Source organism: Streptomyces longwoodensis, assembly GCF_001514125.1.
Taxonomy (GTDB): domain Bacteria; phylum Actinomycetota; class Actinomycetes; order Streptomycetales; family Streptomycetaceae; genus Streptomyces; species Streptomyces longwoodensis.
Map to the genome: position 1 here is coordinate 38,495 of NZ_KQ948563.1, position 19,178 is coordinate 57,672.

Below are 19,178 nucleotides of genomic sequence, written 5' to 3' on the forward strand. Positions count from 1 at the left end.
CCGCTACCCGCTCCCTACTCCGCCGCTCGCAGGTCCAGGCCGATGTCCAGGATCGGCGAGGAGTGCGTGAGCGCCCCGACGGCCAGGAAGTCGACGCCGGTCTCGGCGTACGCGCGCGCGGTGTCCAGGGTGAGCCGTCCGGACGCCTCCAGCAGGGCGCGCGGCCCGACGATGCCGACGGCCTCCTCGCACTCTCCGGGGGTGAAGTTGTCCAGCAGGATCAGGTCGGCGCCCGCGTCCACGACCTCGCGCAGCTGGTGCAGGGTGTCGACCTCCACCTCGATGGGCACGTCCGGGAAGGTCTCCCGGACGGCCTTGAAGGCCTGGGCGACGCCGCCCGCGGCGACCACGTGGTTGTCCTTGACGAGGGCCGCGTCGGACAGCGACATGCGGTGGTTGACCCCGCCGCCGCAGCGCACCGCGAACTTCTCCAGCGCGCGCAGGCCCGGCGTGGTCTTGCGGGTGTCGCGCACGCGGGCCTTGGTGCCCTCCAGGACGTCGGCCCACGCGCGCGTGGCGGTGGCGATGCCCGACAGGCGGCACAGGATGTTGAGCGCGCTGCGCTCGGCGGTCAGCAGGTCACGCGTGCGCGTGGTGACCGACAGCAGCTTCTGCCCGGGGTGGACGCGGTCTCCGTCCTCGACGTGCCGCTCGACCTCGAACTCGTCCGTGCAGACCACGGAGAGGACCGCCTCGGCGACCCGCAGGCCCGCCACGACGCCCGCCTCGCGCGCGACGAAGTCGGCGGTGGCCACGGCCTCCTCGGGGATGGTCGCGACGGTCGTCACGTCCACGCCGTGGTCGAGGTCCTCCTGGATGGCCACGTTGGCGATGTCCTCGACCTCGACCGGGTCGAGTCCGGCGTCGGCCAGCAGCTGCGCGAGGGCGGGGTCGAGACCGCACTCCAGGTACGCCTCGTCCGCGTCGCCTCCTTCGGCGCCGCAGCCGCAGCCGTCGGCGCAGCCTCCGCTCGGGACGAGGGGAAGGTCGTTGCTCACTTCGCTCACTGCTCCTGGGGCTGCCGGGACGAGGGGACGGTCGGGGGGAAGTCTGCGGTGTCCGTGGTGCGTACGGCCAGCGTCCGGTCCGGATTCAGCCGTACGACGATGTGGCGGCGCCACCGGGTGTCGTCGCGCCCGGCGTGGTCCTCGCGCCAGTGGCAGCCGCGGGTCTCCTCGCGCAGCGCGGCGGCGGCGACCAGGACGCGGGCCACGCACAGGAGGTTGGTGGCCTCCCAGGTGTCGACGCCGGGCTCGGCGGTCTTGCCGTTCTCGTCGAGCGCGTCGCGCGCGTCGGCGTGCAGCCGCTGGAGCTGGTCGGCGGCCTGCTCCAGGGACGGTGCGGAGCGGAGCACGCCCGCGCCGTCGGCCATGATCCGCTGGATGGCGAACCGGGCCTCGGCGGCGAGCAGCGGGTGGGACGGCTTCTCGGGCTGCGGCACCGCCTGCGGCTCGCGCGCGGGCAGGCCGTCGGCGGAGCGGCCGGTCGCGATGTCGGCGGCGATGCGCTCGGCGTAGACCAGGCCCTCCAGCAGGGAGTTGGAGGCGAGCCGGTTGGCGCCGTGCACACCGGTGCAGGCGACCTCACCGCACGCGTACAGGCCCGGCACGGTCGTGCGGCCGTGGGAGTCGGTGCGCACGCCGCCGGAGGCGTAGTGGGCGGCCGGGGCGATCGGGATGGGCTCGTGGACCGGGTCGATGCCGTGGGCGCGGCAGGCGGCGAGGATCGTCGGGAAGCGGTGCTCCCACATCTCGGCGCCGAAGTGGCGGGCGTCGAGGAACATGTGCTCGGCGTCCTGCTCCTGCATCCGGCGCATGATGCCCTTGGCGACGATGTCGCGGGGGGCGAGCTCGGCCAGCTCGTGCTGCCCGACCATGAAGCGCACGCCGTCGGCGTCCACCAGGTGGGCGCCCTCGCCGCGTACCGCCTCGGAGACCAGCGGCTGCTGGCCCTCCGCGTCGGGGCCGAGGAACAGCACGGTCGGGTGGAACTGCACGAACTCCAGGTCGCTGACCTCGGCGCCCGCGCGCAGCGCCAGCGCCACGCCGTCGCCGGTCGACACCGACGGGTTGGTGGTCGCGGAGAACACCTGGCCCATGCCGCCGGTCGCGAGGACGACCGCCGGTGCGTGCACGGCGCCCACGCCGTCGTGCTGGCCCTCGCCCATGACGTGCAGGGTGACGCCCGCGGTGCGGCCGTCGGCGTCGGTGAGCAGGTCCAGCACGAGCGCGTTCTCGATCGCCCGCACGCCCCGCGCGCGGACCGCCTCGACGAGCGCGCGGGAGATCTCCGCGCCGGTCGCGTCACCGCCCGCGTGCGCGATGCGCCGGCGGTGGTGGCCGCCCTCACGGGTGAGTTCCAGGCCGCCCTCGTCGGACTCGTCGAAGTGGGCGCCGGTCGCGATGAGGCGGCGCACGGCGTCGGGGCCCTCGGTGACGAGGAGGCGCACGGCGTTCTCGTCGCACAGGCCGGCGCCGGCGACCAGGGTGTCGTCCAGGTGCTGCTCGGGGGTGTCGCCCTCGCCGAGGGCCGCGGCGATGCCGCCCTGCGCCCAGCGGGTGGAGCCGTCGTCGAGGCGGGCCTTGGTGACGACGACGGTGTCCAGGCCGGCGGCCTCGCAGCGCAGCGCCGCGGTCAGGCCGGCGACGCCGGAGCCGACGACCACCACGTCCGCGGCGATGGACCACCCGGGCGCGGGCGCGTGCAGTCGTATGCCTGTGCTGGTCACGAGGCGGCTCCGAAGGTGAGGGGGAGGTTGTCGATCAGCCGGGTCGAGCCGACCCGGGCGGCGACGGCGAGGACGGCCTCGCCGGTGAAGTCGTCGTCGATCTCGGTGAAGTCGGCGGGGTCGACGAGGGCGAGGTAGTCCAGGGCGAGCGGCGGGGTGAGCCGGGCGGCCTCGTCGAGGACGAGCCGGGCGGCGGCGCGCACGGCCGCTGCGGAGCCGGGGACGGCCTTGACGACGGCGTGCGTGTCGGCGGCTGCGCGGGACTCGCCGATCGCGCTGAGCGCCTCGGCCCGCGCGCGCGTGGCGGGCACCTCACGCGCGCGTGCCCGCAGCGCCTCCTGCGCGGCGTGCCGGTCGCGGCCGGCGAACAGCGCCTGGGACAGGGCGAGCGCGGTGCGCCGCTCCTCGGGGGAGAGGTAGCGGTTGCGGCTGGACAGGGCGAGCCCGTCGTCCTCGCGCACGGTGGGGACGCCGACGATCTCGACGCCGAAGTTCAGGTCGCGCACCATGCGGCGGATCAAGGCGAGCTGCTGGGCGTCCTTCTGCCCGTACAGCGCGACGTCCGGGCGGGTCAGGTGCAGCAGCTTGGCGACGACGGTGAGCATGCCGTCGAAGTGGCCCGGCCGCGAGGCGCCCTCCAGGCGCTCCCCCATGGGCCCGGCGCTGACGCGCACCTGCGGTGCGCCGCCCGGGTAGACCTCGTCCACCGAGGGCGCGAGGACGACGTCGGCGCCCGCCTCCTCGGCGATCTTCAGGTCGGCGTCCAGGGTGCGCGGGTAGCGGTCGAGGTCCTCGCCCGCGCCGAACTGCAGCGGGTTGACGAACACGGTGACGACGACCTCGCCGTCCGGTCCGGCGATGCCGCGGGCGGTGCGCACGAGGGTCGCGTGGCCCTCGTGCAGGGCGCCCATCGTCATCACGACGGCCCGGCGTCCGTGCCGCACGCGCGCGTGCAGGTCGTCGGCGGTGCGCAGCAGGGTGGTGGTCATCCGGCGGCTCCTTCGGTGCCGTGGGTGCCGTGGTCGCCGTCGGCGAGGACCCCGAGGAGGTCCTCGGCGAGTTCCGGCTTGAGCAGGCCGTGGGCGAGGGCGCGGTCGGCGGTGGCGCGGGCCATCGCCAGGTAGCCGGCGACGGTCTGCGGGGCGTGCCGCCGTAGTTGGTCGACGTGCGCGGCGACGGTGCCGGCGTCCCCGCGCGCGACCGGGCCGGTGAGGGCGGCGTCGCCGGAGCGCAGGGCGTTGTCCAGCGCGGCGCCGAGCAGCGGGCCGAGCATCCGGTCCGGTGCCTGGACGCCGGCGGCGCGCAGCAGCTCCATGGACTGGGCGACCAGCGTCACCAGGTGGTTCGCACCGAGGGCGAGGGCCGCGTGGTAGAGCGGCCGCATGTCCTCGGCGATCCACTCGGGCTCGCCGCCCATCTCGATGACCAGCGCCTCGGCGGCCAGCCGCAGCTCCTCGGGCGCGGTGACGCCGAAGGAGCACCCGGCGAGCCGCTGCACGTCCACGGGCGTGCCGGTGAACGTCATCGCCGGGTGCAGCGCCAGCGGCAGCGCGCCCGCGCGCAGGGCGGGGTCGAGCACCTTCGCGCCGTAGCGGCCGGAGGTGTGGACGATGAGCTGCCCCGGCCGTACGGCGCCGGTCCCGGCGAGGCCCTCGACCAGGTCCGGCAGGGCGTCGTCCGGGACGGTGAGCAGCACCAGGTCGGCGCGCTGCAGGACCTCGGCGGGCGTGACGAGCGGGACGTCGGGCAGCAGCAGGGCGGCGCGTCTGCGGGAGGCGTCGGAGACCCCCGAGGCGGCCACCGGGCGGTGCCCGGCGAGCTGGAGGGACGCGGCGAGCGCGGGACCCACCCGGCCGGCGCCGACGACGCCGACGGTGAGCCGCGCGGGACGGTCCCGGGGATCTGGCTGCTGGCTTGTACTCACGCGACGGAGGCCTTCCCGTTCCAGTCCGCTCGGGGTACCGGACGATTTCTCGTCATGTTAACGCGATCTGTCCCGGCGGCGTCCGTTCGTCCACAGGCTGTGGGTAACTACACGCCGTGCCGGGGTGGGCGCGCGGACGGAAATGCGGTGCCGCGGCCGCCCCGCGCGCGACATGATCCCCGACATGAGCGATACGACGGAGCGGACCACGCGCGTGCCCGACGAGGGGCCCATCGAGCAGCTGTCGGAGGAGGAGCGGCGCACCCGCCGGTGGGAGCGGCGCAGGAGCGCGGCCCGCAGCGCGCGCCGGGTGCTCGCGCGCTCCGGGCTGCAGGGCACGATCCGCGGGCGGCTGGCCTCGCTGGACGCCGCCGGCGAGGTGTACGACCTGGACGAGTCCGTCGACGTCTACGGCAACGGCGTCGTCGAGGCCCTGGAGCGGAAGGTCGCCGGACTGCTCGGCACGGAGGCCGCGGCGTTCTTCCCGACCGGCACCATGGCCCAGCAGGTCGCCCTGCGCTGCTGGGCCGGGCGCTCGGGGAACCCGGCGGTCGCACTGCACGCGCTGGGCCACCCGGAGGTGCACGAACGCGATGCGTTCAGCCGGGTCAGCGGGTTGCGGCCGGTCCAGCTGACCGGGGAGCCCCGCCAGCCCACGGCCCAGGAGGTGCGGGACTGCCCCGAGCCCTTCGGGGCGCTGATGCTCGAACTCCCCCTGCGGGACGCCGGGTACCTGCTGCCGTCCTGGGAGGAGCTGAACGAGCTGGTGGAGGCGGCGCGCGAGCGCGACGCGGTGGTGCACTTCGACGGCGCGCGCCTGTGGGAGTCCACCGTCCACTTCGGCCGCCCGCTCGACGAGATCGCGGGGCTCGCCGACAGTGTCTACGTGTCGTTCTACAAGTCCCTGGACGGCTTCGGCGGCGCCGCGCTCGCCGGGCCTGCCACGCTGGTCGAGGAGGCGAAGACCTGGCGCCACCGGTACGGCGGTCAGGTCTTCCAGCAGTTCCCCACCGCCCTGTCGGCACTCCTCGGGCTGGAGCGGGAGCTGCCGCGCCTGCCCGAGTACGTGCGCCACGCGCGCGTGGTGGCCGCCGCGCTGCGCGAGGCCCTGGCGGAGGCCGGCCTGCCGTGGTCGCGGGTGCACCCCGAGGTGCCGCACACCAACGAGTTCCAGGTGTGGCTGCCGTACGACGCCGACGTGGTCGCCGAGGCCGCGATCCGCACGGCGGAGGAGACCGGGACCCTGCTGTTCGGCCGCGCCTGGGACGGGACCGTGCCGGGGCTGGCCCGGACGGAGGTCGACGTCCGCGCCTCCGGCCTGGAGTGGAGCGCGGAGGACGTACGGGCGGCGGTCGCCGACTTCGTGGTCCGGCTGCGGGAGGAGGCCGGCCGGGTGCACGGGTAGCCGGGCGGCGGCGCTGTCAGTGGTGGGGTGCACCATGGGCCCATGAGCGTGAGCATCGACGTCGCGGGGCTGCGGCCGGAGAGGGTGGCCGTGGTGCCCTCGCCCCTGGCCGAGCTCGGCATGGCGCTGCACGCGCTGTCCGAGCCGGGGCACCACCCCGGGCTGCGGGGCTGGGTGACCGGGGTGAGCGCGGGGCTCGACCCGCACCTGGCCGACCGCATGTGCGAGGCGGACTTCCTGTGGCGGACGACGTTCTCGGACCTGTTCATGCCGTTCGCCGGGCTGCCCGGCCGCAGCACGCTCCCCGGGGCCACGCTCGCCGAGGACCTGGACCTGCTGGACAAGCTGACGGACGAGCAGTTCGTGGACGCCGCGCTGGAGTTCACCTGCGCGCTGCCGTACTGCTCGCACGGACCCGACGTGCTGGCCGACGCGAGCCTGCGGCGGCGGGCGCTGGAGCTGGCCGCGGCGCGTGGACCCCGGCAGCTGCGGTTCAGCGAGCGGCTGCTGGACGACCCGCCACGGACCAGGGCCTGGCTGCGGCAGTTCCTCCAGGACTGCGACGAGGCGTTCTTCGCCGAGGTGTGGTCCCGGCTGCGCCACCCGCTCGCGGCGGACGCCCGGCACAAGACCGAGCTGCTGCGCCGCAAGGGCCTGGGCGAGGCACTCACCGCCACGTCGCCCGCGCTCTCCCTCGACGAGGCGACCGCGCGGATCACCGTCGACAAGCTGGGCACCGGCCACTCGGCCACGGGGGACGGCGGCCTGCTGCTCGTCCCGACCAGCCTCGGCTGGCCGCACCTGAGCGTCCTGCACCGGTACGCCTGGCAACCGGTGCTGCACTACCCGGTCGGCTCCCCCGAACCGGCCGCGCCGACCCCGGTCGAGCAGCTGGCCCTGCGGATGACCGCCCTGGCCCACCCGGTCCGCATGCGCCTGTGCCGCCACCTGGCCCGCAGCGCCTACACCACGAGCGAGCTGGCACAGGCGCACGGCATGACCGCACCCGAGATATCCCGGCACCTCGGCGTTCTGAAGAAGGCGGGCCTGCTCACCACGCGCCGCCGCGGCCGCTACGTCCTGCACCAGCTGGACGTGACGGTGGTGTCCCGCCTCGGCACGGACTTCCTGGAGGGCATCCTGCGCTGAGCGGCCCGGGCGGCATGCTCTGCCGAGTCGCCCCTGGCGCCCCCCGCTCAGTCGAACCGGATGTGCCGAAGACCCACCCGGGCCTGGCGCAGGCGCGTGCGCAGGGCCCCTTCGGTGTTCGGCGTGAGCGTCAGTCCGGCGAGCACGGCGATCCGGTCCGCGGTCCTGGGCACGGTCGAGCGGTCCGTCCACAGGTGCTCGGCGAACTCGGGCTCGCGGAGGCGCTCCAGGCAGTGGTCGAGCCGCGCGACGGCCCAACTCTCCCGGCGCAGTCCGGCGCTCCTGCCCGTGACGGCCCGCAGGAGGTGCCCGAGGTTGCGCTCGCGCAGCCGCCGCAGCACGGTCTCCCGTTCGGCAAGCAGCGTGAAGTGCCGGACGTCATGACCGAGCTCGCGGAGCCGGCCGACGGTCTCGTCGAAGCAGCGGGGATCGGTGACCGTCATGGGCGCGATCACCACACCGTCGTGCCGGCGCAGCGCCAGGTCGAGGACCTCGACGACGCCCTGCCGCCAGGACACCAGGTCCTGGAAGTCCCCCCGCAGCCCGGGCGGGAGCATCCGGCGCAGTCCGAACCCCGGGTGCTCCGGGTCGCAGATCACGCTGCCGGGCAGCCGGCGCAGGATCTCGTGCGCGGTCTGTGTCTTGCCGCCTCCGAAGGGACCGTTGATCCACAGGAGCATGCGCCGACCCTAGGGGACACCGGTCACGCCCGGCCGATGTTCACCGGTCCTCCGCGCCCCCAACCCGCACCACGAGCCCGCAAACCGAGCCCGCGGACCGCGTCCCACACCGCGCCGACGGCTCCGCCGTCCCGCTCAGCCGTGGCCGCCGCCGCCCGCGCGGACCAGGCCCGTCTCGTAGGCCAGGACCACCACCTGGACGCGGTCGCGCAGGCCCAGCTTGGTGAGGATGCGGCCGACGTGGGTCTTCACGGTCGCCTCGGAGAGGACCAGCCGGGCCGCGATCTCGCCGTTGGACAGGCCCTGGGCGACCAGGATCATGACCTCGCGTTCGCGTTCGGTGAGGCGCTCCAGCTCCTTGTGCTGGGGCTCCCTGCCGGTGCTCGGCAGCATCGGCGCGAACCGGTCGAGCAGCCGACGGGTGGTCGAGGGCGCGACGACCGCGTCCCCGCTGTGCACCGAGCGGATGGCGGCCAGCAGCTCGGCGGGCGGCACGTCCTTGAGCATGAACCCGGAGGCTCCGGCCTTCAGCGCTGAGAAGGCGTACTCGTCGAGGTCGAACGTGGTCAGGATCAGGACCTTCGGCGGTTCGGCCTCCGCGCAGATACGACGGGTGGTCTCCACGCCGTCCAGCTTCGGCATGCGCACGTCCATCAGCACGACGTCCACCGCGGTGGCGCTCAGCACCTGGAGGGCCTCCACGCCGTCGCCCGCCTCCGCGACGACCTCCATGTCCGGCTGGGCGGCGAGCACCATCCGGAACCCGGTGCGCAGCAGCACCTGGTCGTCGACGAGCATCACGCGGATCGTCATCGGTCCTCTTCCGTCCAAAGGGGGTGAGCGAGTGGGTCGTGCAGGGCGTGACAGGTGTCACCAGGGGGCGTGCGTCGGCGTCAATGCGCCGGTTTGAGCGGCAGCAGGGCGCTGATGCGGAAGCCTCCACCGGGCCGGGGCCCCGCGTCCAGGGTGCCGCCCACCATGCCCACCCGTTCCCGCATGCCGATCAGGCCGTGGCCCTGGCCGTCCGCGCCGCCCTCCTCGTACATCTCGTGCGGAGCGCCCTTGCCGTCGTCCTCGACGAGCAGGCCGAGCCCGTCGTCGAAGTAGACCAGCCGCACGCTCGCGCCCGCGTTGGGCCCGCCGTGCTTGCGGGTGTTGGTGAGCGCCTCCTGCACGATGCGGTACGCGGTCAGCTCCACGCCGCTGGGCAGCGGGCGCGGGGTGCCCTCGACCTTGAAGTCGACGGGCAGGCCGGAGCCGCGGCACTGCTCCACCAGGTCCTCTATCTGCTCCACGTCGGGCTGCGGGACGTACTCGCCGCCCTCCTGGTGCTCACCGGTGCGCAGCACGCCCAGCAGGCGGCGCATCTCGGCGAGGGCCTGGCGTCCGGTGGACGAGATCGTCTCCAGGGCCTTCTTGGCCTGGTCGGGCGCCGCGTCCAGGACGTAGGCGGCGCCGTCGGCCTGGACCACCATCACCGAGACGTTGTGCGCGACCACGTCGTGCAGCTCACGCGCGATCCGCGCGCGTTCCGCGGCGACCGCGACCTTCGCCTGCGCCTCGCGCTCCTTCTCCAGCCGCGCCGCGCGCTCCTCGAGCTGGGCGAAGTACGCGCGCCGGGTGCGCATCGAGTCGCCGAGCACCCAGGCGAGCGCGAACGGCACCGTCTGGAAGACGACTATCGCGATGTTGCCCGGGACGCTGGCCTGGTCGTTCGGCCAGCGCAGCTGCGCCAGGGCCGCCGCCGACAGGCCCATGCCGAGCGCGAGCCGGGACGCCCAGCGGGCGCCCGTGGCGGCCACCGTGTAGACGATCACCAGCATCGCGAAGTCGGCGACCGTGGTCTCCACGTCCAGCACCAGCTGCGCGAGGCCCAGCGCGCCGGCCAGCACCAGCATCTTCTCCGGCATCCGCCGGCGCAGCGCCACGACCAGGCTGAGAAGCAGCACGATCGGGATGATCAGCGCCAGGTTGTCGGTGCCCCGGACCTCCTGGCCGGCTCCCGCGGTCACCACGGAGAGCCCGAACAGGACGACGGCCCAGAAGCCGTCGACCCCGGTCGGGTGCCTGCGGAGGAAGTCATAGAGGCGCTGCACGTAACCCAGCGTAGGGAAGTGAGATGCGTGCAGGGGTCAACCGGAGGGCCGATCCGCACCCGACGCGCGTACTCCCCAAGGTGGAGGCAGTGATCATCGGTGCCCCTAGGCTGACCGGACGGGCCCGCGGACGCCGGGCGACAGCGGCGGCGCGACGCACAGCACAGCACAGCACGGCACGGCGCGGCACGGCACGGCACGACGGATCACACGGCACGGACGGGAGGGCACGCGCGTGAAGAGCCACGGCGGGGACGACGACGATCACGGCACGGGCGGCCACGGCACGGGGGCCGACAGCCAAGACGCGGGCGACGACGGCGGCGACGGCGACACCTGGCGCGGCTGGCGTACGGCCGCACAGAGCGCCCTGTACGGCCCCCAGGGCTTCTACCGGCGGCCCGAGGGCCCCGCGGGCCACTTCCGTACGTCGGTGCACGCCTCGCCGCTGTTCGCGGGCGCCGTGGCCCGGCTGCTGTGCCGGGTCGACGAAGCGCTGGGCCGGCCCGCCGCGCTGGACTTCGTCGACGTGGGCGCGGGCCGGGGCGAGCTGGTCACCGGCGTGCTCACCGCGCTCCCCGCCGAGGTGGCCGCCCGCACGCGCGCGTACGCCGTCGAGCTGGCCGACCGCCCGGCCGGGCTGGACCCCCGGGTGGAGTGGCGCGCGGACCTGCCGGAGGGCGTCACCGGACTGCTGTTCGCCAACGAGTGGCTGGACAACGTGCCCGTCGACGTCGCCGAGGCGGACGCCACCGGCGTGCCCCGCCTGGTCCTGGTCCGTGACGACGGCGCCGAACGCCTCGGGGAGCCCGTGGCCGGGGCGCAGGCGCGGTGGCTCGACCGCTGGTGGCCGCTGCCCGCCGAGGAGGGCACGCGCGCGGAGATCGGGCTGCCCCGGGACGCCGCGTGGGCCTCGGCCGTGGCCGCCGTGCGGCGGGGGCTCGCGGTGGCCGTGGACTACGCCCACACGCGCTCCACGCGCCCCCCGTTCGGCACGCTCACCGGTTTCCGCGAGGGCCGCGAGACGCCCCCGGTGCCGGACGGCTCCTGCGACATCACGGCCCACGTGGCCCTGGACGCGTGCGCGGAGGCGGCCCGAACGGCGACGCCGGCAGCCGCAGCGGCGGACGCGCGTGCGACCGCCCCCCTCCTCCTCACCCAGCGCGCCGCCCTGCGCGCCCTCGGCGTCACCGGCACGCGCCCCCCGCTCGCGCTCGCCTCCACGGACCCCGCGGGCTACGTCCGCGCCCTCGCGGGCGCCGGCGAGGCCGCCGAACTCACGGCGCCCGGCGGACTGGGCGACTTCGGCTGGCTGCTGCACCCGGTGGGCGTCCCGGACCCGCTGGCCGGGTGAGCGCTCGGCGCCCTGCGTGCGCTCGGCGCCCTGCGTGGCGCCACCTACTTGTCGATGTCCCCCACCACGAAGAACATCGACCCCAGGATCGCCACCATGTCGGCCACCAGCGTCCCCGGCAGCAGCTCGGTGAGCACCTGGATGTTGTTGTACGACGCCGAGCGCAGCTTGAGCCGGTACGGGGTCTTGTCGCCCTTGCTGACCAGGTAGTAGCCGTTGATCCCGAGGGGGTTCTCGGTCCACGCGTACGTGTGCCCCTCGGGCGCCTTCAGGACCTTCGGCAGCCGCTGGTTGATCGGCCCCGGCGGCAGCTGCGCGAGCCGGTCCAGACAGGCGTCCGCGAGGTCGAGGGCGTTGTGCGTCTGGGCCAGCAGCACCTCGAACCGGGCCAGGCAGTCGCCCTCGCTGCGGGTGACGACCCGCAGGGTGTCCTGGAGCTCCCCGTAGGCGAGGTACGGCTCGTCGCGGCGCAGGTCGAAGTCGACGCCCGAGGCACGCGCGATGGGCCCGCTCACGCCGTACGCGTGGACGGCCTCCGGCGCGAGCGCGCCCACGCCCCGGGTGCGCCCGCGGAAGATCTCGTTGCCGAGCACCAGGTCGTCGTAGACGTCCATGCGGGAGCGGACGGCGGCGACGGCGGCCCGGGCGCGCGTCGTCCAGCCGGCCGGCAGGTCCTCCTTGAGGCCGCCGACGCGGTTGAACATGTAGTGGATGCGGCCGCCGGAGACCTCCTCCATGACGTTCTGCAGCACCTCGCGCTCGCGGAACGCGTGGAACATCGGCGTGATGCCGCCCAGTTCCAGCGGGTACGACCCGAGGAACATCAGGTGGTTGAGCACCCGGTTCAGCTCGGCGAGCAGCGTGCGCGTCCACACCGCCCGCTCGGGCACCTCCATGCCGAGCATCCGCTCCACGGCGAGGACCACGCCCAGCTCGTTGGAGAACGCCGACAGCCAGTCGTGGCGGTTGGCCAGCATGATGATCTGACGGTAGTCGCGCGCCTCGAAGAGCTTCTCCGCGCCCCGGTGCATGTAGCCGATCACCGGTTCCGCGCGCGTGATGCGCTCGCCGTCCAGCAGCAGCCGCAGCCGCAGCACCCCGTGCGTGGACGGGTGCTGGGGTCCGATGTTGAGCACCATGTCGGTGCTCTCCGCGGCACCGCCGATCCCGACCGTGGTCTCCGTCGTAGGAGTCATGGACCCAGTCTCCCCTACGTACGCTGGCCGCATGGAGACGGGGAGCCCACGGGACGTGGACACCGAGGACGCGGTGGGGGACGGACCGGCGTGGACCGGTCTGCCGCCGGGACTGCTGCGGATGCGCCGGCTGCTGCTGGCGGTGTGGCTGGTGCCGGCCGCCCTCGCCGCGGGGCTGGTACCGGGGCTGTGCGCCGGCCCCGCGTGGGCGGCGTTCGCGCTGTTGCCGCTGGCCGCGCTGGCCTGGGGCTGGGTGCTGGTCGGGCGCAACTGGCGCTCCTGGCGGTACGCCGAGCGCGCCGACGACCTGCTGATCAGCCGCGGCGTGCTCTGGCGCGAGGAGACCGTGGTGCCCTACGGGCGCATGCAGTTGGTGGAGGTCACCTCCGGTCCGGTCGAACGGCACTTCGGGCTGGCCAGCGTGCAGCTGCACACGGCGGCCGCGGCGACCGACGCGGCCATCCCGGGACTGCACCCGGCCGAGGCGGAGCGGCTGCGCGACCGGCTGACCGAGCTGGGCGAGGCCCGATCGGCGGGCCTGTGACCGCGGAGGGCGTCGACGACGCCGTACGCGTGCGGGAACCGGTGGGCGAGCGGCGGCTGCACCCGGTGACGCCGTTCCGGCGGGCGTGGGCGCCGGTGGCGGTGCTCGTCGGCTGGGCGGCGCACGACCCGAACCAGGCGCAGCAGCAGCTGACCCGGCTGACCACGACGACGCTGCTGCTCGCGCTCGCGGTCATCGTCCCGGCGGCCTCCCTGTACGGCTTCCTCAGCTGGTGGTTCACGTACTTCTCGGTGACGGACGGCGAACTGCGCATCCGCACCGGCCTGGTGTTCCGGCGCACCGCGCACATCCGGCTGGAGCGCATCCAGGCGGTCGACGTCACCCAGCCGCTCCTCGCGCGCGTGGCGGGCGTGGCCAAGCTGCGGCTGGATGTCGTGGGCGCGGACAAGAAGGACGAGCTGGCGTTCCTCGGCCAGGACGAGGCGCGCGTCCTGCGCGCCGAACTCCTCGCGCGGGCGGCCGGGTTCGCGCCCGACGCGGCGCGGGAGGTCGGGGAGGCGCCAGCGCACGAGCTGCTGCGCGTGCCACCGCGCGCGCTCGCGGTGTCCCTGGCGCTGCGGGGCGCCACCTGGGGCGCGCTGGCCGCCGCGCTGGTCGTCCCGCCGGTGCTGTGGCTGGTCACCCACAGCGTGTGGACGGTGCTCGCCACGGGCCTGCCGCTGCTGGGCGCGGCGGGTGCGCGCAGCGCGGGCCGGTTCGTCGCCGAGTACGACTGGACGGTCGGCGACTCGCCGGACGGACTGCGCCTGGACCACGGGCTGCTGGACCGCACCCACGAGACGGTGCCCCCGGGCCGGGTGCAGACGGTCCGGATCGTGCAGCCGGTGCTGTGGCGGCGGCGCGACTGGGTGCGGGTCGAGCTGGACGTGGCCGGCTCCGACAACTCCGTGCTGGTCCCCGTCGCCCCGCGCGCGGCGGCGGAGGCCGTCATCGCGCGCGTGCTGCCCGGGGTGACCGTCCCGGCCGGCGCCGCGCTGTCGCGCCCGCCACGGCGGGCCGGGCGGTGCCTGCCGCTGTGGTGGCGCGGGTACGGGATCGCGGTCACGGACGCGGTGTTCGCGGCCCGGCACGGGCTGCTGCGGCGCGACCTGGCCCTGGTGCCGCACGCGAAGGTGCAGAGCGTACGGCTCACCCAGGGGCCCTGGCTGCGGCTGTGGCGGCTCGCGGCGGTGCACGTGGACACGGGGGCCGGGAAGACCGTCACGGCCCGGCTGCGGGACGCGCAGGAGGCCGCGGACCTGCTGCGCGGTCAGGCGGAACGGTCGCGGACCGGGCGCAGGAGCGCCCGGCCCGACCGCTGGATGGCCTGAGGCCCCCTCGGGACCCGGCAGCACTCAGGACGCGGCGCTGCGCAGTCCCTGCAGGTCGATCTGCTCGGTCTCGTCGTGCGCCGTCAGGTCGATCACCTGACCGACCCCGCGCGTGTCCTCGTCGGCCGGCTTGAAGTCGGCCTCGGCCTCCGCCTTGTGCAGCGCGAGCGCCTCCTGCCCGACGACGTCGGCGAGGTCCTCGTTCTGCACGGCCTCCATCGCGGCCGACGCCGACGACTTGTGCGTACCGAAGAAGTCGAACCCGCCCTCGGACGCGGGACGCCGCACGGGCTGCGACGCCGGTACGACGGCCACGGCGGTCGGCACGGTGAAGTGACCGGCGGGCCGCTGCGCGGGGGCCGCGGGACGCGGCACGACGGCGGCGGAGGGCGCCGGGGTCTCCGCGGGGCGCGCGGCCCGGGGCTCGTCCTCGGTCTCGCGGGCGACCGGCTGGGCGGAGGGGTCGTCGTCCCCGCCGTCCTCGCCGTCCTCGCCGTTCACGCCGTCATCTACGTCCGTGACGGTCCGGCGCGGCGCGTCCACGTCATCCACGTCCACGTCCACGTCCGCGGTCGCGTCGTCGGTGTCCGTGACGTCGGGGGCGTCGGGGGTGTCCGTGGCGGCCGCGCGCGCGAGCTCGTCGGCCGCCTCGGGCTTCCCCTGCGGGTCGTCGTCCTCCTGGGCGGGCGCGGGCGCTTCCGCAGCCGCCTGGGCGTCCACCGGCTCGCCGTCGCCGCCGTCGGCGGCGGACTCCCCGCCGGCCTCGTTCCCTGCGTCCTCGCCGCTCTCGGTGTCCAGGCGGCTCAGCGCCGCGCCGGCCCGCAGGAACAGCTGGGAGCCCTCGGGGGAGAAGGCCCCCGGCGTCTCGGGCACCTCCGCAGTGCCGTCCGCCGCGTCGGTCGCCTCGACCGGCTCGTCCTTCGAGGCGTCGGCGGAGTCCGCCCGATCGGTCTCGCTCTCCGCCGCCGCGGACTTCCCCGGCCCGGCGGTGAGTTCGCGCGCCACGGGGACGGTGGTCTCGATCTCCAGCAGGCGGCGGCCCTCCAGGGCGCTCGCCCGCTCGGTCTCCGCCGTCGCGTACCGCCGCAGCAGGGCCGCGTGTTCGTTGCGCAGCCCCGCGAGTTCGGAGCGCTTGGCCCGCAGCCGCTGCTCCAGCTTCTTGCGCAGTTCGCGCGACTCCTCGAGGTCGGACTCCAGTTCCGCGACCCGTTCCTCGAACCGCCACTCGTCGCTCACCCGCGCGCGCGTGAGGTCGGCGACCTGCTTGCCGGCCTGGATGTCCCAGCGGCGCATGACGAACGCGCCGGTGATCGCCGTGGCGGCCGCAGCGGCGGCCAGCACGCGCAGCACCACGGCCTCGGTGAAGACCCAGGGGCCCAGCGCGCAGACGAGGGAGACGCCGGCGATCGCCGAGGGGGGCAACAGCCTGTGCAGAGGTGGGGAATGGCGGTGACGTCCACGTGGCATGGCCAGAAACTTACCGCGCGTAGGCGAATGTTGGCGCCCCGCCCCGTAAAAACGCTGCCGTTCCGTGGCCTTCACGGGGCATCAGAAATCACCGTCCTCGCCGAATGCGTGCCGAATTCGGCGAGGATCAAGATCATTTCAACCGAGCCGCCCGCTGAGCCACTGCAGGGCCGCCGGGATCTCCCGCCGCCAGGTGTTGAAGTTGTGCCCGCCGCTGTCCAGGACGATGGAGGAGATCCGGGTCTTGCCGGTGGCCTTGACCTCGTCGATGAACTTCAGCGTCGCCTTGTAGTTGGATTCCCCGACCTTGCTGGTCGTGACGAGCAGCGAGGTGTCCGCGGCGGGCCGGTGCGTCACGAACCAGCGCAGGTCCGCCTCGTTGCGCAGCGTCGCGTCGCCGCGGAAGAGGTCGCCCGTGGTCGGGTCGAGGGGCGCCTTGTAGTACGCCGACAGGCCGACGCCCGCCGCGTAGACGCCCGGGTGGTGCAGGGCCAGCTTGAGCGCGCAGTAGCCGCCCGTGGAGTCGCCGATGACGCCCCAGCCGCCCGGTACGCGGCCCACCCGGTAGTGCGCGCGCATCGCCTCGGGCAGGTCCTTGGCGAAGAAGGTCTCCGTCTGCGGCCCGCCCGGGACGTCCACGCACTCGGTGTCGCGCGGTGGCGCCACCGTCGGCCGCATCATCACCAGGATCATCGGCTGCGTCCGGCCGTTCTTGGCGAGGTCCCGCGCGGTGCGCGGGTAGTGCAGCTTCTCGAACAGCGCCTCCGCCGTGCCCGGATACCCCGTCAGGACGACCGCGGCGGGGAACACGCGCGTGCGGTACTGCGGCTGGAAGTACTCCGGCGGCAGGTACACGTACGCGGGCGTGGCGATGTGCGACGTACGGCCGGTCAGCGCCACCTTCTGGATCTGCCCGCCCTGTTGCGGCCGGCCGCCGCCCGGCCCGTCGACCCGGCGCGTGCCCAGCACCTCCAGCGGACCGCCCGAGCCGCCGGTGTGGTCGACCACCACGCCCTGGTCGGTCTCCCGGCCGAACAGGTCGGCCCAGCTCGCGTAGAAGCCGAAGGCCTGGTTCGCGGCCAGGCCGACGGAGGCGAACAGCATCAGCTGGGTGCCCAGCAGCAGTCCGACCCGCCCGCCGACGGCCCGCCAGCCACGCCGTGCCAGCCGCGGCCACAGCCAGACCGTACCGACGAAGAGCGTGGCGGCGGACACCACCGCCACCAGCAGAACCGTTGTGCTCGTGAGACCCATGGGGGTTCTGGCACCTGCGCTTTCGGTCCGCGCACCCGCGAAGTCGGGCACGCTTGCCCCGGACTTTCCGTGGGCTTTGGAGTGGCTTTGAGGAGACGAGTGAACCTCTCTCCCCGAGACACCGTCCTAGAGGGCGCAATGTCGCCGGATGCCCGATCGGCTCCGGAATCCAGGTCTCTCGCGAACACTGTGGGAAGCGATGTCTGTCAGGCTAGATGGGGAAATGTCGGGCGGGGTTCCGCGCCGATCAAGCCGGGTGCGGAGCATGCTCCGGGGTCCGCGCCCCGAATCCGTTCCCGTGCTCGTCGGCCGGGCCTGCGCGCTCGTGGGCCTGCTGGACGTCGCCGCCGGCGTGTTCCCGCGGTTCCGGCACAGCCGCATGCACACCCTCGCCGAGGTGCTGCCCGGGGCGTTCGGGCCGTTCGCCGCCGCGCTCTCGCTCAGCGCCGGGATGCTCCTGCTGCTGCTCGCGCACGGGCTCAAGCGGGGCAAGCGGCGGGCCTGGCGGGCGGCCGTGGCGCTGCTGCCGGCGGGCGCCATCGCCCAGTTCTCCTACCGCCACTCGCTGCTGGGCGCGCTGCTCTCCGCGGCGCTGCTGGTGCCGCTGCTGCGCCACCGCGACCAGTTCGCGGCGCTGCCCGACCCGCGCAGCCGCTGGCGCGCGCTCGCCAACTTCGTCCTGATGGGCGCCGGTTCCCTCGTCCTCGGGCTGGTCATCGTCAGCGTCCACCCGAACCGCGTGGTCGGCGACCCGAGCCTCGCCGACCGCCTGACGCACGTCCTGTACGGCCTGTTCGGCTTCGAGGGCCCGGTCGACTACCAGGGCGACACCTCCTGGACGGTCGCCTTCTCCCTGGGCGCGCTGGGCCTGATCACCGCCGTCACCACCATCTACCTCGCGTTCCGGCCCGAGCACCCGGCCGCGCGGCTCACCGAGGAGGACGAGGCGCGCCTGCGGGCCCTGCTGGACAAGCACGGCCGGCGCGACTCCCTCGGCCACTTCGCGCTGCGCCGCGACAAGGCCGTCGTGTTCTCCCCCAGCGGCAAGGCCGCCGTGACGTACCGCGTCGTCTCGGGCGTGATGCTCGCCAGTGGTGACCCCATCGGCGACGTCGAGGCCTGGCCGGGCGCCATCGAGCGGTTCATGGACGAGGCCCGGGCGCACTCCTGGACGCCCGCCGTCATGGGCTGCTCGGAGACGGGCGGCGAGGTGTGGACCCGTGAGACCGGTCTCGACGCCCTCGAGCTGGGCGACGAGGCGGTGGTGGACGTCGCGGATTTCTCGCTCGCCGGCCGCGCGATGCGCAACGTGCGCCAGATGGTCAAGCGCATCGAGCGCGCCGGTTACGAAACCCGGGTCCGACGTGTCCGTGACCTCGGCGAGGCGGAGCTGGAGCGCATCCGGCAGGCCGCCGAGGACTGGCGCGGCACCGACACCGAGCGCGGTTTCTCCATGGCGCTGGGCCGCATCGGCGACCTGGCCGACGGCGACTGCCTCATCGCCACCGCCCACAAGTCCGACCCGGAGCCCGGCCCCTACGGCGACCTGAAGGCGATCCTGCACTTCGTGCCCTGGGGCACCGACGGCGCCTCGCTGGACCTGATGCGCCGCGACCGCGCCGCCGACCCGGGTATGAACGAACTGCTGATCGTGGCCGCCCTCCAGGCCGCGCCCCGGTTCGGCATCACGCGCGTGTCGCTGAACTTCGCCATGTTCCGCTCGGCCCTGGCCCGCGGCGAGAAGATCGGCGCGGGCCCGGTGCTGCGCGCCTGGCGGGGACTGCTCGTCTTCCTGTCGCGCTGGTTCCAGATCGAGTCGCTGTACAAGTTCAACGCCAAGTTCCAGCCGCGCTGGGAGCCCCGCTTCGTCGTCTACCGCGCCTCCGCCGACCTGCCCCGCATCGGCTTCGCCGCCATGCAGGCGGAGGGCTTCGTCACCCTCGCCCTGCCGCTGCCCCGCTTCCTGCGCCGGCACCGGCCCGCCCCGCGCCCGTGCGCCCACGCCCTCACCGAGCACGACGCGCGCGCCGCGTAGACCCCACGGGGACCA

16 protein-coding genes are annotated in these 19,178 nt (G+C 74.5%); 6 read left to right on the top strand and 10 right to left on the bottom strand.

What is annotated here, in order from left to right:
* Positions 1-14 precede the first annotated feature (14 nt).
* From nadC to AQJ30_RS31550, 4 genes are read right to left on the bottom strand one after another with little or no spacing between them, the layout of a single operon-like run.
* Entirely contained in the window at positions 15-1,007 is a 993-nt protein-coding gene (gene nadC, locus AQJ30_RS31535) for a carboxylating nicotinate-nucleotide diphosphorylase (RefSeq protein ID WP_067240738.1), read from the bottom strand.
* Positions 1,004-2,728, bottom strand: coding sequence for an L-aspartate oxidase (locus AQJ30_RS31540; protein ID WP_067240740.1), 1,725 nt, complete (start codon positions 2,726-2,728; stop codon positions 1,004-1,006). Before AQJ30_RS31540 ends, nadC begins: the two co-directional genes overlap by 4 nt.
* The gene (gene panC / locus AQJ30_RS31545; protein WP_067240741.1) at positions 2,725-3,717 is read right to left on the bottom strand and encodes a pantoate--beta-alanine ligase; all 993 of its coding nucleotides are present in this window, start codon (positions 3,715-3,717) and stop codon (positions 2,725-2,727) included. The genes AQJ30_RS31540 and panC overlap by 4 nt, the downstream gene beginning before the upstream one ends.
* On the bottom strand, positions 3,714-4,652 hold the full coding sequence (locus AQJ30_RS31550; protein WP_067240743.1) for a Rossmann-like and DUF2520 domain-containing protein: 939 nt from the start codon (positions 4,650-4,652) through the stop codon (positions 3,714-3,716). The genes panC and AQJ30_RS31550 overlap by 4 nt, the downstream gene beginning before the upstream one ends.
* Positions 4,653-4,836: 184 nt before the next feature.
* Between AQJ30_RS31550 and AQJ30_RS31555 the strand changes: the two genes are divergently transcribed.
* Positions 4,837-6,057 (top strand): threonine aldolase family protein, encoded by a 1,221-nt coding sequence (locus AQJ30_RS31555; protein ID WP_067241053.1) that lies wholly within the window; start codon positions 4,837-4,839, stop codon positions 6,055-6,057.
* 42 nt (positions 6,058-6,099) lie between these two features.
* The gene (locus AQJ30_RS31560; RefSeq protein WP_067240744.1) at positions 6,100-7,206 is read left to right on the top strand and encodes a DUF5937 family protein; all 1,107 of its coding nucleotides are present in this window, start codon (positions 6,100-6,102) and stop codon (positions 7,204-7,206) included.
* A 47-nt stretch (positions 7,207-7,253) separates the two neighbouring features.
* On the opposite strand, the gene AQJ30_RS31565 is transcribed toward AQJ30_RS31560, so the two are convergent.
* The 3 genes from AQJ30_RS31565 to AQJ30_RS31575 all read right to left on the bottom strand — a co-directional run bounded on the left by AQJ30_RS31565 (position 7,254) and on the right by AQJ30_RS31575 (position 9,982).
* The gene (locus AQJ30_RS31565) at positions 7,254-7,886 is read right to left on the bottom strand and encodes an AAA family ATPase (protein ID WP_067240746.1); all 633 of its coding nucleotides are present in this window, start codon (positions 7,884-7,886) and stop codon (positions 7,254-7,256) included.
* A gap of 135 nt (positions 7,887-8,021) precedes the next feature.
* Positions 8,022-8,699 carry a response regulator gene (locus AQJ30_RS31570; RefSeq protein WP_067240748.1) on the bottom strand — a complete coding sequence of 226 codons (678 nt, stop codon included), beginning with the start codon at positions 8,697-8,699 and terminating at the stop codon, positions 8,022-8,024.
* Positions 8,700-8,779: 80 nt separating this feature from the next.
* Positions 8,780-9,982, bottom strand: coding sequence for a sensor histidine kinase (locus AQJ30_RS31575; RefSeq protein WP_067240750.1), 1,203 nt, complete (start codon positions 9,980-9,982; stop codon positions 8,780-8,782).
* A gap of 370 nt (positions 9,983-10,352) precedes the next feature.
* Between AQJ30_RS31575 and AQJ30_RS31580 the strand changes: the two genes are divergently transcribed.
* Positions 10,353-11,336, top strand: coding sequence for an SAM-dependent methyltransferase (locus AQJ30_RS31580; protein WP_245727226.1), 984 nt, complete (start codon positions 10,353-10,355; stop codon positions 11,334-11,336).
* A gap of 44 nt (positions 11,337-11,380) precedes the next feature.
* Here the strand turns inward: AQJ30_RS31580 and AQJ30_RS31585 are convergent, their stop codons facing one another.
* Positions 11,381-12,532 carry an NADH-quinone oxidoreductase subunit D gene (locus tag AQJ30_RS31585; RefSeq protein WP_067240754.1) on the bottom strand — a complete coding sequence of 384 codons (1,152 nt, stop codon included), beginning with the start codon at positions 12,530-12,532 and terminating at the stop codon, positions 11,381-11,383.
* A 31-nt stretch (positions 12,533-12,563) separates the two neighbouring features.
* Here AQJ30_RS31585 and AQJ30_RS31590 point away from each other — a divergent pair, with 31 nt between their 5' ends.
* Positions 12,564-13,076 carry a PH domain-containing protein gene (locus AQJ30_RS31590; RefSeq protein WP_067240755.1) on the top strand — a complete coding sequence of 171 codons (513 nt, stop codon included), beginning with the start codon at positions 12,564-12,566 and terminating at the stop codon, positions 13,074-13,076.
* Complete coding sequence (locus AQJ30_RS31595; protein WP_067240758.1) at positions 13,073-14,407, top strand: PH domain-containing protein; 1,335 nt, start codon at positions 13,073-13,075, stop codon at positions 14,405-14,407. Before AQJ30_RS31590 ends, AQJ30_RS31595 begins: the two co-directional genes overlap by 4 nt.
* A 24-nt stretch (positions 14,408-14,431) precedes the next feature.
* On the opposite strand, the gene AQJ30_RS31600 is transcribed toward AQJ30_RS31595, so the two are convergent.
* Positions 14,432-15,874, bottom strand: a complete 1,443-nt coding sequence (locus AQJ30_RS31600; protein WP_067240760.1) for a hypothetical protein — start codon at positions 15,872-15,874, stop codon at positions 14,432-14,434.
* A 138-nt stretch (positions 15,875-16,012) separates the two neighbouring features.
* Positions 16,013-17,128 carry an alpha/beta hydrolase gene (locus AQJ30_RS31605; RefSeq protein WP_067240762.1) on the bottom strand — a complete coding sequence of 372 codons (1,116 nt, stop codon included), beginning with the start codon at positions 17,126-17,128 and terminating at the stop codon, positions 16,013-16,015.
* Positions 17,129-17,351: 223 nt separating this feature from the next.
* Between AQJ30_RS31605 and AQJ30_RS31610 the strand changes: the two genes are divergently transcribed.
* Positions 17,352-19,163: a phosphatidylglycerol lysyltransferase domain-containing protein gene (locus tag AQJ30_RS31610; protein WP_067240764.1), complete on the top strand. Its 1,812-nt coding sequence runs from the start codon at positions 17,352-17,354 to the stop codon at positions 19,161-19,163.
* The last annotated feature ends 15 nt before the right edge of the window (positions 19,164-19,178 follow it).